The organism is Microbulbifer sp. CnH-101-G, from assembly GCF_052466775.1.
This window is the reverse complement of the sequence record NZ_CP174292.1, coordinates 3235488-3249156: the sequence shown is the minus strand read 5'-3', so window position 1 is coordinate 3249156 and position 13669 is coordinate 3235488. Positions and strand designations below refer to the sequence as shown.

At 54.0% G+C, this 13669-nt stretch carries 11 protein-coding genes; 1 reads left to right on the top strand and 10 read right to left on the bottom strand.

Features of this window, described 5'->3' with window-relative positions:
* Positions 1-8: 8 nt before the first annotated feature.
* The 5 genes from ACJJID_RS14370 to ACJJID_RS14350 form a co-directional block, all read right to left on the bottom strand.
* Positions 9-1859, bottom strand: a complete 1851-nt coding sequence (locus ACJJID_RS14370; protein ID WP_444920065.1) for a DUF885 domain-containing protein — start codon at positions 1857-1859, stop codon at positions 9-11.
* A gap of 132 nt (positions 1860-1991) precedes the next feature.
* Positions 1992-3908: a 1-deoxy-D-xylulose-5-phosphate synthase gene (gene dxs / locus ACJJID_RS14365; RefSeq protein WP_444920064.1), complete on the bottom strand. Its 1917-nt coding sequence runs from the start codon at positions 3906-3908 to the stop codon at positions 1992-1994.
* A 94-nt stretch (positions 3909-4002) separates the two neighbouring features.
* The gene (gene ispA, locus ACJJID_RS14360; protein WP_444920063.1) at positions 4003-4911 is read right to left on the bottom strand and encodes a (2E,6E)-farnesyl diphosphate synthase; all 909 of its coding nucleotides are present in this window, start codon (positions 4909-4911) and stop codon (positions 4003-4005) included.
* On the bottom strand, positions 4912-5163 hold the full coding sequence (locus ACJJID_RS14355) for an exodeoxyribonuclease VII small subunit (protein WP_444920062.1): 252 nt from the start codon (positions 5161-5163) through the stop codon (positions 4912-4914).
* Positions 5164-5244: 81 nt separating this feature from the next.
* Positions 5245-6738, bottom strand: coding sequence for a PQQ-dependent sugar dehydrogenase (locus tag ACJJID_RS14350; protein WP_444920061.1), 1494 nt, complete (start codon positions 6736-6738; stop codon positions 5245-5247).
* A gap of 806 nt (positions 6739-7544) precedes the next feature.
* On the opposite strand from ACJJID_RS14350, the gene ACJJID_RS14345 reads away from it, so the two are divergent.
* Complete coding sequence (locus tag ACJJID_RS14345) at positions 7545-8114, top strand: HNH endonuclease (protein WP_152454893.1); 570 nt, start codon at positions 7545-7547, stop codon at positions 8112-8114.
* 69 nt (positions 8115-8183) lie between these two features.
* Here ACJJID_RS14345 and ACJJID_RS14340 read toward each other — a convergent pair whose 3' ends face one another.
* From ACJJID_RS14340 to ACJJID_RS14320, 5 genes are all read right to left on the bottom strand, one after another.
* Positions 8184-9188 carry a D-alanine--D-alanine ligase gene (locus tag ACJJID_RS14340; RefSeq protein WP_444920060.1) on the bottom strand — a complete coding sequence of 335 codons (1005 nt, stop codon included), beginning with the start codon at positions 9186-9188 and terminating at the stop codon, positions 8184-8186.
* 4 nt (positions 9189-9192) lie between these two features.
* On the bottom strand, positions 9193-10101 hold the full coding sequence (gene mepA, locus ACJJID_RS14335; RefSeq protein WP_444920059.1) for a penicillin-insensitive murein endopeptidase: 909 nt from the start codon (positions 10099-10101) through the stop codon (positions 9193-9195).
* 76 nt (positions 10102-10177) lie between these two features.
* Entirely contained in the window at positions 10178-11251 is a 1074-nt protein-coding gene (gene hisC, locus ACJJID_RS14330) for a histidinol-phosphate transaminase (RefSeq protein WP_444920058.1), read from the bottom strand.
* A complete protein-coding gene (locus ACJJID_RS14325) occupies positions 11251-12285 on the bottom strand; it encodes an FHA domain-containing protein (RefSeq protein ID WP_444920057.1) in 1035 nt (344 codons plus the stop codon). Before ACJJID_RS14325 ends, hisC begins: the two co-directional genes overlap by 1 nt.
* Complete coding sequence (locus tag ACJJID_RS14320; RefSeq protein ID WP_444920056.1) at positions 12276-13580, bottom strand: S1C family serine protease; 1305 nt, start codon at positions 13578-13580, stop codon at positions 12276-12278. Before ACJJID_RS14320 ends, ACJJID_RS14325 begins: the two co-directional genes overlap by 10 nt.
* Positions 13581-13669 lie beyond the last annotated feature (89 nt).

The following is a 13669-nucleotide window of genomic DNA, read 5'->3' as shown; positions in this document are numbered from 1 at the left end:
TATTTTTTCTAGCCCTCAGAGGTCTGCAGGACTGAAGGAGGAATTGCCTGGGCCGATGCAGAGCCCTGATTTTCTATCCATGCTTGCATACGCTCCTCAAGAATATTGAGTGGCAGTGCACCAGCACCTAAAAGGGCGTCGTGGAAGCTGCGAATATCAAAATTATTGTCGAGTTCCTGTTCCGCTGTTGTGCGCAGTTCTTTTATTTTTAATTGCCCTAATTTGTAGGCCAGGGCCTGTCCGGGCCAAACCAGGTAGCGGTCAATTTCCACGGTGACGTCGTGCAGAGGTTTGGCGCTATTATCCATAAAGTAGTCAATCGCCTGCTCCCGGCTCCAGCCCAGTTGATGCATGCCGGTGTCTACAACTAGACGCACTGCGCGCCACATATCGTAGGTCAGGGCTCCGAATTCACTATAGGGGTCCCTGTACAAACCCAGGTCATAACCGAGGCTCTCGGAATACAGCCCCCAGCCTTCCACAAAGGCGGTGTAAAGTGCCATACGCCGCAATGGATGGATATCGGCTTGCTCCTGGGCCAGGGCAATCTGCAAATGGTGGCCAGGCATGGCCTCGTGCACCGTCAGCGCCTCCATTTCCCACTTGGGGCGGCTGGGCAGGTTATAGGTATTGGCATAGAAAATACCCGCACGCCCGGCTTCATTGGAGCCCGGCTGGTAATAGGCCGTGGTCTGTGATTGCTCTGAATAGCTGGGAATGGGTTTTACTCCATAGGGCAATCTGGGCAGGGTGCCAAACAGCGCGGGTAACTCGCCGTCGATACGCTTGGCGATATCCCGGTAGTCTCTTAGCAAATCCTCGCGGCTGGTATGATAGAAGCGCGGGTCGGTACGCAAAAATTCGGTAAACGCTTTGAAGTCGCCCTTAAAGCCGGTCTTCTGAATAATCATGTCCATTTCACCGCGGATACGCTTCACCTCGGCCAGGCCAATGCGGTGAATTTCTTCCGGGCTTAAGTCAGTGGTGGTGTTCTCATTTACTTTGTGCGCATACCAGCGCAGGCCATCGGGGCGGCTGCTGAGGGCAATGTCTTTCTGTGCTCCGGGAATATATTCTCTCTCGATAAATTCCGCCATGTCCCGCCAAGCTGGTAGCAACTGGCTGTTGTAGATGGCCAAGGCCCGTTGGCGCAGGCTCTTTTGTTTCGCTTGGGGGATCGCTTTGGGCATTTCTGCGAAAGCACTGAGCAGAGGGCTCTGCTCGGGATTTTTGGGGGTCAGCGCGCGGATCTGCCGCGGTAAGTCACGCAGGGTGATTTGCGGTGGGGTAACTCCATTACTTAACCCCTGCTGCATCAGGGCCTGTGTTTGTGTTACCAAAGTTGGAAGCTTTGACAAGCGCGCCAGAATCTCTTCGTAATCAGCAACCTTACTGCGCGGCATGCTGTTAAGCACGCTCGGCACATAGCGCTGGATGCCGCTCATATGGGTGATGGGTTGCAGGTGTTCAGGAAACTGAAAGCCCTTTACCTCGCCGAGGAGATCCTGGTAGAGCAGCTGATAGTCGAGCCGTTGTTGCTCGGGCAGTGCGTCAACGTTTAGGTTTCTGGTTGCGCCTAATAGCTGACGAGTCTGTTCCTGCCGCTGTTGAATGGCCCTGCTTGAATTATCCACCCAGCGATCATTTTGGCCTGGATAGCCCTCATAAGTGGCCCGGCTGGGAAAGCTCTCCATAATCCAGCGATAACGCAGGTCTTGCAGGGCAGTCAGCCTCTCAGAGACATTTTCTGTAGGCAGAGCCCGAAAAGCCTTCTTGAAATCTTTCTGATCCATGGCGGCAGCGCTAAAGCTGGCAAACAAGCCGATGGATGCGATAAAGGTTTTCTTGAGTAGTGACATCTTTCCCCCAAGGCGTGCGGAAGTCGATTGATAGAAAGGCGCTGGGCCAGGCGGTCTCGTCGAATCAATAGTGCGCCGCAGAATTGTGAACCTGGCAGCCCGATACCCCAGGTGGCTATCGGGCCCGTATGGTTAGTTGGCGGCTGCAGCGCGGTCGTTAAAATTGTGCCGGTTAAGTAGCTGTAAGCGCCGGCGGATTTGTTCCTCGATACCTTCGGTATCGAGGCCTATAGCTGCGAGCAGGTCCTTGTGCTTACCGTGCTCAATGATGCGGTCGGGCAGTCCCAATTGCAGAACGGGTTGCGTTCGCGCAGAGCTGTTGAGGTACTCCATAACGGCACTGCCAGCACCGCCGGCTATGGTGTTTTCCTCGATGGTAACCAGTAACTGATGGCTGTCAGCGAGTTCATCGATCAGGGCCTCGTCCAATGGCTTGACCCAGCGCATATCAGCGAGGGTGGCGCCGAGGCGCTCGGCCGCTGCCATGGCTGGGGCGAGCAGGGTACCAAAATTCAAAATGGCCACGCCGCTGCCCTTGCTCAGTAGACGGCCCTTACCAATAGGTAGCTCGCGCATTTCTTCTTCGATCGCCGTGCCCATGCCGGTGCCGCGGGGATAGCGTACCGCTGCGGGACCCTTGTGCTTGTAGGCGGTATACAGTAACTGGCGGCACTCATTTTCGTCACTGGGTGCGGCGATAGCCAGGTAGGGCAAGCAGCGCATAAAGGTTAGGTCGAAGCTGCCGGCATGTGTCGGGCCGTCCTCACCGACTAGACCGGCGCGGTCGATAGCGAAGGTGACATCCAGATTTTGGATAGCCACATCGTGCACCATCTGGTCATAACCGCGCTGCAGAAAGGTGGAGTAAATGGCTACCACCGGCTTCTGTCCCTCGCAGGCGAGACCGGCGGCAAGCGTTACGGCGTGTTGCTCGGCGATCGCCACATCGTGGAAGCGCTGGGGGAATCGCTTGGAGAACTCCACCATACCGGAGCCCTCACACATGGCAGGAGTAATGCCGATCAGACGTTCGTCCTTTTCAGCGGTGTCACATAGCCACTGACCGAAGATGTCCTGGTATTTGGGGAGCTTCTTCCTGCCCGGTACGGCCACCTGAACCTTGCTTTCAGGCTCAAGCTTGTTCAATGCGTGGTAGCCCACCGGATCGGCCTCCGCCGGTCCAAAGCCCTTGCCTTTGGTCGTAGCGATATGCAGTAGCTGGGGACCGGGCTGGCTGCGCAGATTGCGCAGGGTATGCACCAAATCGTGCATATTGTGACCGTCTAGTGGTCCCACGTAGTTGAAGCCCAGCTCCTCGAATAGGGTGCCGGGGGTGATCATGCCTTTGACATGTTCTTCGGTGCGGCGCGCCAGCTGCCAGGCCTTGGGGATGGCCGACAGTATCTTGCGGCTGCCCTCGCGCATATTGAGATAGGTTTTGCTGGCGAGAATCTTGGCGAAATAGGTGGCTAGTCCGCCGACATTCTTAGAGATCGACATGCTGTTGTCATTGAGAACAACCAACATATCCCGGCCGGTGTGAGACGCGTGATTGAGCGCCTCGAAGGCCATGCCGGCTGTCATAGCGCCGTCGCCAATTACTGCCACAACTTTGCGCTCGTCGGGAGAGCCCAGGGCCATACCCAGGGCTGCGCCGATGGAGGTGCTGGAGTGGCCGACACCAAAGGTGTCGTAGGGGCTTTCGCTGCGCTTGGGGAAGCCTGACAGGCCACCCTGTTGGCGCATGGTGAGCATTTGCTCGCGGCGGCCTGTTAGGATCTTGTGCGGGTAGGTCTGGTGACCCACATCCCAGACCAAGCGGTCTTCCGGTGTGTTGTAGATATAGTGCAGGGCGATGGTCAGCTCTACCACACCGAGGCCGGCGCCGAAGTGTCCGCCGGTTTGGCCGACACAGTACAACAGGTACTCGCGCAGTTGACTGGCGAGTTCGGGCAGTTGGCGTTCATCGAGTGCGCGCAGCTGTGCCGGCTCGTCGATGGCGTCGAGCAGTGGCGTATGCGGGCGAGTGCGTGGAATATCTTCGAGCATCAAACGGTTCAATTGCTACAGATGGTATTAGTGAGGGGGATTGTATGCCTGTGACGGGCATATTGCATCCCAGTGGCGGGGCGGGAGCCCCGACTTAGTGGCCGCGCTGGACGATATAATCTGCCAGCTGCCTCAGCAATAGTGTATCGCCCGGTAGGGCTTTGAGGGCATCCAGGGCCTCCCTGTGCAAGCCCTGCAGCTTCTCTTTGGCGCCATCAAGGCCCAGTAGGGAGACATAGGTGGGTTTGTTGAGCAGGGCATCCGCGCCCTGGGTTTTACCCAGCACCGCAGTGTCTGCAGTGATATCAAGGATGTCGTCCTGTACCTGGAAAGCCAAGCCAATGGCCTCAGCGTAGAGGGTGAGCGCCTCCAGTTGACTTCTGTCGGCCCCGCCGAGGAGGGCGCCCATGCGCGCACTGGCGCGAATGAGGGCGCCCGTTTTCAGGCGATGCATCTTTTCCAGCTGTGCCAGGGAGAGGGTTTTATCCACAGAATCCAGGTCTATGGCCTGGCCTGCCACCATCCCTCGCCCGCCGGATGCCCTGGAGAGCTCAGAGATAAGCTGTAACTTCACGGTAGGTTCGGTGCTATCGGCCAAAAGCAGTTCGAATGCCTGGGTTTGCAGCGCATCACCGGCGAGAATGGCCGTGGCCTCGTCAAAGGCGATATGGCAAGTGGGACGGCCCCGACGTAGGTCGTCGTCATCCATAGCCGGCAGGTCGTCGTGCACCAGCGAGTAGGCGTGAATGCACTCCAGGGCCGCGGCGCTGGCATCGCATTTGGCCGGATCGAAATCCACCCCATAAAAGATCTGGGCGCAGGCATAGACGAGTGCCGGGCGCAGGCGCTTGCCGGGGCCAAGGGCAGCATAGCGCATGGCCTCGAAAAGCTTATTTGCTCCGGGAACAGACTCGGCCAGGGTATCGCGCAGTCGGGTTTCGACACGCTGAGAGGAGCCCTTGAGGAAAGCACTCAGCTCAGCGGGCGGGGTTGGGGCGCTCATTTAATCGTCGCCTGTGGAGTCGTCGGCTTCGAACGGCAGCTCGCGAATACTGCCGTTCTCCTCCATGAGCATTTTGACCTTCTGCTCGGCGCTAGCGAGTTTTTTCTGGCACTCTCGGGTGAGTTTGACTCCCTGCTCAAAGTCGGCCAGGGCCTCTTCCAGGGGCAGATCACCCGCTTCCAGACGCTCCACTAATTCTTCCAGGGCTTCCAGGCTCTGTTCAAAACTTGCCGATTTTTTCTTTGCCGCCATAGCATCGCCTCGTAATTGCGGGGCAACCTTAGCCGTTGGCGCGGCAGGGGTCAATTGGCACGGGGCAAGGGCTGGTGAGGGTTATTGCAGGGCCTCGCGCGATAGCAGGTAGTGGGCCAGTGCTTTTTTCTGTTCCCCGGTAAGGTCATACCTGGGCATTGGGGGCGTTGGGGTATCAAAATAGTCCGCCAGGCTTTGCAGTGTGTACTTTTTGTTGAGCCCGGTTAATGGCACTTGTTGTTGGTGGCACTGGGCGCAATTGTGACTGAGGTAAAGTGCTCTTCCCTCGCGTGCGGCGGCGGCATCGGTTGGTGGCGGTTTTTTGGGTACCCTAGGTGTGGTAGGTGCTTTCTCCGCTGATAACTTTACTTTTTGTGGGGTAGCGGTTTGTGGGGTAGCGGTGGGAAAGAGACGATAGATGGCTCCTGCGTAATCGTCGGAAATATAAATATTGCCTTTACCATCCTCGGCAATTGCCACTGGCCTGCCTGAGACCTCCTTGCGGTTTTCGCTGAGGAAACCCCAGAGGAAGTCCCGCTGGGAGATCTTTCCACCTTCATTCCAATGCAGGGAAACCACTTTGTAACCATCTTTTACACTTCTGTTCCAGGAGCCGTGCAGTGCGACTAAAGCGGCCCCACGATAACCTGCGGGTTGCTCTGGGCTGCGCAGAAAGCGGATGCCGAGTGGAGCATTGTGTGCGGCAAACTCGTGCACTGGTGGCAGGGAAGCGGCGATCATCTCTTTGATGGTGGGGTCTTCATCATCGATAAAGTCAGGGTCTGGCACCCGGTCGCCATAGGCATAAGGCCAGCCATAGAATTTGTCGGGATGGATCAGATTGAGTTCATCGGGTGGCAGGTTGTCACCCAGCCAGTCTCGGCCGTTATCGGTGGCGTAGAGACCGCCATCTTTGGGTGACCAGTCAAACCCCACACTGTTGCGTAAACCGGTGGCGAATATTTTTAGATCACTGCCATCGGGACGTAGGCGCATGATGCTGGCGCGACGGCGATCTTTCTCTACACAGACATTACAGCTGGAGCCACTACTCAGGTATAGCCAGCCATCCGGTCCCTTCTCGAGGGTTTTGGTCCAGTGGCCACTGTCCTCCAGGCCTTCGACAATTCTATGGTATCGTCCAGCCAAACGGGCATCGGAGTGATCGAAGGGCACTCTGCCGACTGCATCGCTTTCTGCGATGTAAAGCCAGTTCTCATGCAGTAGAAGTCCATGTGGCCGGTTGAGATCGCCAATCAAGATGCGCTGGCTATCAGCGCGCCCATCACCATTGCGGTCGGGGGATAAAAGGGAAACTTGTCCCTTCTTTGGTTGGGAAACCAGGATATCCCCCGAACGGGTTATTGCCAGCCAGCGTGCATTGGGCACATCATCGGCGAATAGTTCTAGTTGATAGCCAGTGGCAGCAGATAATTTTTGAAGAACTTTCTGTTCGTTGGTTTTTGCGCCACCAGTTATCTGGCGCCAGGGCACGCTAATACCCGAAGAAACCACAGTGAAGGCGCTTGAAACAACGGCGCTGAAGATAAGCAAAAAAATTAGCGTATATTTCAACGTCTTATTCCCTGTATCGATTGAACTTGAAATAAAGGTGTTTATAGTGGCCGCGCTCATGCACTGAGCCTTGTTTTAGCACAGTGCTCCCATCGGGTCTCCCCTTCTTTTATGAAAGAAATATTTCACCTTGTGAGATATGTCTTACACAAAATTCAGCAGATTGCCCCTACTTTTTTTTCGCTTGATGTCCATAATTAACTGGCAGGGACGCAAAAGGGACTGCAACTCTGCGGCAAAGGATAAAAGGAATGCGCCGCTCGCCCTATGGATATGGGCACCATCCTGTGAGACGCACCGCCCGGGCCGGATTGCCTGGGCGGTGTTTTAAATGCTTCAAGCCCCAGCTAATTCTCTAAATAACTCCTGCTAGTTACCCCTCACACTCTTGACTCTTTCTCTAGTAGATTATTCTTAGTGGCTGCCATTTTATTGTAAGTTAAGTTCGTGCTTGTCTGGAATTTGTAATATTTATCCGCTTTAATGATGAGAGGTCGGCCATAATTGCTCGGGCCGGTGGAGGATGGCGCATTCAGCAATCAATCATTAGCGGTGCCCGTTTATGCCCTGGCATTCCCTCATTGCTGGGTTGCTGTCAAATTGTCAGTGAAATCATCAGCGGGTCGTCTCTCTAATCATTTCAATATCCTATCGAAACTGGACACTCCTGTTCAGGTTCAACTTCTTCTCTCTTGTTTCCAGTTGGTCTTTCAAAGCGGACTTTTGGGCGCTTTAAAAATTTCCACTTTGCTCGTTATAGCGGCAGTGGGCCGGGTTTTTCTGTTTAATTGCGGGGAGGCGAGGTCATGCAAGCGCGAATTTTACGCCTGAATTTGGCGGGGCAACCATTAGATTGGCTCACTTGGCAGGAGGCCTCCTGCTTGTATGTACGCGATCTGGTTACCTGGTCTCTGGGGGGCATAGTGCAGCGGGTACGCGGCGGGTTTAATCGAAATGGTGAGCGGTCCACCTTGGATCTGGCATCGATCATAGCTTGTGGCGGTGCTCGAATGGCGCGCCCACGCAGTCGTCCGCCACTCACAAACCGCGCACTTTTTTTTCGGGATGTCCATACCTGCCTCTATTGCGGCAATATTTTCAAATCGTTCGAGTTGACCAGAGATCACGTTATCCCTGTGTCGAAGGGAGGGATGGATTCCTGGGAAAATGTAGTTACAGCCTGCCGCCGCTGTAATCAGCACAAGGGCAATTATTTGCTTGAAGATATTGATATGGAATTACTGGCCTTGCCCTTTTGCCCCAATGCTGCGGAATATTTGGCTTTGATTAATAGTGAGCGGATACGTGGGGATCAGATGGAGTTTCTGCGCAGTCAGTTTTCCCGTCGTCGCCAGCAGGACTGGTTGTTACATTAACTCTTGGGAAGTTATTGAAATTAAAAAAGGGGCATGGACCCCTTTTTTAAGCAAAAGCTAAAACAGTAATTAATTTTCTGATTGAGCTACGGATGAGCGAATCTGGCCTGTCAGATACTCAGTGAAATCATGACCGTGGTTTTGCATCATTTTGGGGAACATAGAGTTGGGGGTCATGCCGGGAAAGGTGTTCACTTCATTCAGATAGAGTTCCCCCTCCTCCGTCAGGAAAAAGTCGATGCGGGATAGATCTTTAAGTTTGAGCGCCTTAAAAGTACGTAATGAAACTTCCTGAATCCACGCGAGTTGTTCTTCATTGAGGCCCTCAGCTTTAATAAAAGTCTCAGCGCGACTACCGGAGGCATACTTTTCTTTGTAGGTATAAAAAGTATCTGCCGGTGCGCGGACCTCACCTGGATGGGTGGCTATCAGCTCTTCGCCAAAAGTGTACACCGCGACTTCCAGTTCGCGAGCATTGAGAGCTTTCTCGATCAGCACGTAGGATGAGAGGGTAAATGCTTCTGCTATCGCATCTTCTAGATCTTCCTTGCGACTGACCTTGAAGCAGCCCACCGAGGAGCCCTGGTTTGATGCTTTAACAAAAACCGCCTCCCATTCTTCCAGTGCTGCGTGGGCTTTACCCAGTTCCTCAGCTTCAAGGCTGTGTAAGAATAAATAGGGGGTATTATCGATTCCCAGTGCGCTCAACCACATTTTTGTTTTAATTTTATTAAAACAAATTTTGCTCGCCTCGGGTGCTGACCCAAAATAGGGAATACCGTACATATCTAATTGGGACTGTAGATCGCCCGTTTCCCCAGGGTATCCGTGGATCGCGGGGATAACGTAATCCACTTTCCAGGCATTGCCTTCTTCATCGCGAATTTTGCCATCGTAGAAGATATGGTAGACGCGGCCCTCTTTATCGGTGAGGCAACCGCTCGAGTCCATTTCTACTCGCATTAGGGCGATATCTTCGGATTCTGCCAGTTGCCCTTCAATGAAGTCTGCGGTGCGCAGGGACACTTCGTGCTCGCTGCTGCCACCGCCGCAGATAAGCAAGGTGTTGATCATAGAGTTATTCCGTCGTGGTGCCGGCCGGGGGTGCCAGTAAAACTTGCTGACACTGTTGCGGCATCGTCTTGGGTTTGGGTTTTGTCGGTTGGGTCTTAGTGCCGTTCAGTATTGCGTAGAATTCTTCGCTAAACCACCAGTCCAGGTCATTGCCACAGGGTGCTGTGCGCACGGGGGCCTGGGGTTTACAGTTGTTGCTCCCGGCCGGGCAGGACAGTCGTACATGAAAGTGGTAATTGTGTCCCCACCAGGGCCGAACCTTGCGCAGCCACTCATTGTCGGTACCGGAAACTTCACATAAATGGCGTTTGATGGTGGGGTGGACAAATATACGCTCGACCCGTTGGTCTTCAGCGGCCATACGGAGGATTTTGGGTACTCGCTCGTCCCAGTTCTCTTCAATCAAACGATGTTGGCGAGTATCTGCCAAGGGGATAGCGGAGATATTATCGCGCTCCCATTCCGTCAGCGCACGCTCAGCGGCGCGTCTGTCCTGTGAATACCAGATATCCACATCCAGGCCGGTCTGATGACTGCTATGTCCTCCGCTGCCAAATGGGCCGCCGCGCGCCATCGACATATCACCAATCTGTATCCTGCCGAGATTACTTTGCGCGACACTTTGGGAAAAGTCCCTCAGGAAAGCGATGGTATCTGGGTGCGCGAAATGTCGATCGCGACCGGTGCGAACCAGCTGGTAGCCCTCACCGCGCAGTGGAAGGGTTTCTCCTCCGGCCAGGCAGCCATTGGTGTAGGTGCCTATGCTGGCTGAATCTTGAGCGCTGGGCCTCTCGCTCTCCTCCCAGGGATTGGCCTGGGCCTGGAAGCCTAGAGCGGCAGAGGCGATAACCAATGAGCGGGTGAATAACTTGATGTTGGCGAACAGTCTGGGGCGCTTAAATAAGAGAGACATAAATCCCTAGTTACCGGTAAGTCTGGTGGTCGGGTTGCGCGAGGCGCGGACCCGACGAGTATAGACAGACAGTGTACTAGCTCTGTGACGCAAGTATCTCTTTGCAGTTCCCTATGAGTTGATCCATTTCTTTATCGGTGCCAATGGAAATGCGTAGGTACTCGCGGATACGGGGCTTATCGAAGTAGCGCACCAGAATACCCCGCTCACGTAGGGCCAGGTAGAGGGTCTCGGCACCGGGGGCTGGTGGCTTCGCCAGGATAAAATTCGCCATAGAGGGAATAACTTCGAATCCCAGCTCCAGCAGGGCCTCCTCTGTTCTTGAGCGTGTGGCGATCACCTTGTCACAGTTGTCCTCGTGCCAGGCTTTATCGCGAATGGCTGCAGTTGCCACTTCTTGGGCAATCGCGTCGATAGGGTAGGAGTTGAAGGAGTTCTTTGCGCGCAGCAGCCCTTCAATCAAGTGCTCCTGGCCCATGGCAAAGCCGAGGCGCAGACCGGCCAGTGCATAGGACTTCGACAGGGTGTGAATTACCAGTAGGTTGGGGTATTGCTCAATTAGCTGAGTGGCGCTTTCGCCCCCAAAGTCGATGTAAGCCTCATCAATGATGACCACCCGCTCTGGCTGCAGCTGCAGCAGCGCCTCAATCCTATCGAGCGATAGGTGGCGTCCTGTAGGCGCATTGGGATTGGGGATAATAACCCCGCCAGCAGCACCTGAGAAACCCACTACATCGAGGCTGAAATCTTCTAAAAGGGGGATGCTACGAGACTCTATGCCAAAGAGCTGGCAGTACACCGGGTAGAAGCTATAGGTGATAGCTGGGAATAGTAAGGGTTCGTTGCGGCGGAAAAAGCTGTAAAAGCTCAGAGCTAGTACTTCATCGGAGCCATTGCCGACGAAGACTTGCTTATCATTTAGACCGTAACGCTCAGCAATGGCTGCGCGCAGCTCACAGGACTCTGGGTCTGGATAGCGCCGTAGAGCATCGGCAAAATCCCTCTGTGCTAATAGTGCCAGTGCCTGAGGTGAGGCGGGATAAGGGTTTTCGTTGGTGTTTAGTTTAATCAGGGTTGTGCCACTGGGCTGCTCACCGGGGGTGTACGGCTCCAGTTGCTCCAAGCCGGGACTCCAAAACGATGTATTCACTACTCTACCTCTGCGCTATCGTCTTCTTCGGAAGAGCTGTCCTTGCTTCCTTTCTCTGACTCGTCATTTTTGATGGGAATATCAAATTGTGCCGCTGAACCGGTGATAAATTCCTGCATGGGCACCGGTTTACGCAGCAACATATTATCGTATTTGAGTTCGGTAGAAATCTCAGGTGTTTCACTGAAGTCATCAATCGAGCTGATTGTTTCCACCAAGCTGAGGCCTAGAAATCCGATTGGTAGTATCAAAGCCACGGCCCATCGCCAAGCACGCCCAAGATTGGTAGCCAGGTAACAAGCGCACCAGAGCATGGCGGGCAGTATGATGGCGAGCACCAGGAAGTCCAGGACCTCCATGGTATTGCCGATGGCAAAGTTGTAATTCAGCACACTGCCGAACCACTCCCAGACGGCATAAGTGAGTGCGCCAATGGCGGCGATGGAGAGGTGGGCAAAAAAGTGTGTTTCGTGACGCACCACCCGGCCTACGAAAGCCCAAACGCCCGCATAAATAACCAGGCCGATCACCGCACTCGCCAAAATATTGACAGCAATAGTCCACTGGTAAGTGCGCGCGTAGCCGAGATAGCTGAGCAGCGCAGTGGACAGAGCTACGGCGAGCACCAGGAGGATGGCGTATAGAGGGTGGGACAGGCTGGCAAACAGGTTTTCCAGCGAGTGCAGAGGCGTGGCCTCGGCAACGCTGTCGTCGCAATTGAAGATCCGCAAGCGCGACTTGCCACACTGTATCAGGTCTCCAGAGGAAATCTGATGAGAGGAAATTTCCCCTGGTTTAACTGATCGGTCCTTCAGGTTTCCCAGCAGCTGGCTGCCATTGACCGTATTTAGGTCGTGCAGAATGTAATTGCCATCTTCTTCCCGACGGATTTCCGCGTGGCGCCCATCTGTATGAATATCTTCCAGAATAGCGTCGTTACTGTAAGCACGGCCCAGGGTGAATTTGTCGCCATCCATGTGATAGCGCATCTGTACCCGGTGAGCGCGGTTGAGTTCTTCAATTATCAGTGCCATTGGATTTCGCTCGTGAACTTCTCGGCAAAGGCGTCGGCAGACTCCCGGGTAAAGCCGGATAGAGTAAAGTGGCTGACCAGCGCGCGATTTTTTTGGTCCACGCTGAGGCTTAAGAAGAATATATCGTAAAGGTCGGGGAAGTTTTTGTAGCGCCTGACACAATAGCTGGTGCGGCTAATTAGAGGCTTTTTACTCCGTTCAGGCTTGGATTGAGGACCATTGCCATTCCCATTGCGTGGCTGGGAAGTAAACCCCTGGCGGCAGCGAAAGTTGGTGACATCCTCTTCGCCGGCACTGTTGCCGGGATAAAAGGTGCTCATCTGGTGTTCGTATTCCGCATAAAAACGCGCCGGTAAAAGGTTTTCGGCCTCTAACCAGAAAAACTCGTATTCCACTCGGCCGGTATTGAATTCATCGGAGAGAAATATCACATCCTGTCCGGTGCAACCTTTGTCGATACGTTTGATGGGGTTGTCGCTGTCTTCCTCGCTGTTACCCCAGCATTTAATGGCAGGAACTATTTCTCCGACGACCTTGGCCTCACCTAAAGAGCGCCGTTGCCAGTCTGCTTCCAGGATGGAATCAATAATACGCTGTTGATTGTCGAGCAGTTGTTGGTAGGTGACCTTTTGTAGGTCCAGTGCCACATTGCGTTGATGGAAGTGCTTTAGCAGGTTGATCAGTTTATCCACCGGCACCAAAAAACTCACCTGGTTGCCGGCAGTTGCCACATTGATTCCCACTACTTGACCGCGGGTATTAATCGCAGGGCCACCACTCATGCCGGGATTAATAGAACCTGCAAAATGAATACGATCGTAAAAACTGCCTCCGGCGATACCGTTATAAGTGCCTGGTATCAAGGTCATTCCAAGATCCAGGGGGTTGCCGAGTGAGACAATGGTTTCGCCTTGTTTCGGCGTTTCAGTGGCGAGTTGCAGATATTCCTTACCCGGCTTGTCCTGGCGCAGTAGCGCCAGGTCGTTGACAACATCAATATCCAGAAGCTTTAGAGTGCCTTTGGTGCCATCGGTTGAAAGATATTCCAGTATGTATTTATCCGGGTCGCTGACTGCTTGAGCGACGACATGGTAATTAGTGGCGAGTAGGCCATCGGCAGAAATCTGGAAACCTGAGCCGAGCCCGGCTTTGGAATTAGAAGATTTCTCGATCAGGCGGATTTGATAAAGGCTGCCACGGTAATCGCTGTAAAGCTGCTCATATCCCTGTGCCATAGCCAGAGTTGAGAAACAGAAGAGCACCCAGGCCAGAAGTTGGGCGGAAAAATTCGGCATTTTTGTTTGATTAAATTATGGACAGAAGCGGTGATACTACGGGATATAGACTAGTGCAACAAGCGGGGCACGGCCGAGGATATTAGCCG

Bases quoted from the DNA above. Each gene is read 5' to 3' on its own strand.
- ACJJID_RS14370 (WP_444920065.1), bottom strand. From the start codon at position 1,859: ATGTCACTACTCAAGAAAACCTTTATCGCATCCATCGGCTTGTTTGCC.
- dxs (WP_444920064.1), bottom strand. From the start codon at position 3,908: ATGCTCGAAGATATTCCACGCACTCGCCCGCATACGCCACTGCTCGAC.
- ispA (WP_444920063.1), bottom strand. From the start codon at position 4,911: ATGAGCGCCCCAACCCCGCCCGCTGAGCTGAGTGCTTTCCTCAAGGGC.
- ACJJID_RS14355 (WP_444920062.1), bottom strand. From the start codon at position 5,163: ATGGCGGCAAAGAAAAAATCGGCAAGTTTTGAACAGAGCCTGGAAGCC.
- ACJJID_RS14345 (WP_152454893.1), top strand. From the start codon at position 7,545: ATGCAAGCGCGAATTTTACGCCTGAATTTGGCGGGGCAACCATTAGAT.
- ACJJID_RS14340 (WP_444920060.1), bottom strand. From the start codon at position 9,188: ATGATCAACACCTTGCTTATCTGCGGCGGTGGCAGCAGCGAGCACGAA.
- mepA (WP_444920059.1), bottom strand. From the start codon at position 10,101: ATGTCTCTCTTATTTAAGCGCCCCAGACTGTTCGCCAACATCAAGTTA.
- ACJJID_RS14325 (WP_444920057.1), bottom strand. From the start codon at position 12,285: ATGGCACTGATAATTGAAGAACTCAACCGCGCTCACCGGGTACAGATG.
- ACJJID_RS14320 (WP_444920056.1), bottom strand. From the start codon at position 13,580: ATGCCGAATTTTTCCGCCCAACTTCTGGCCTGGGTGCTCTTCTGTTTC.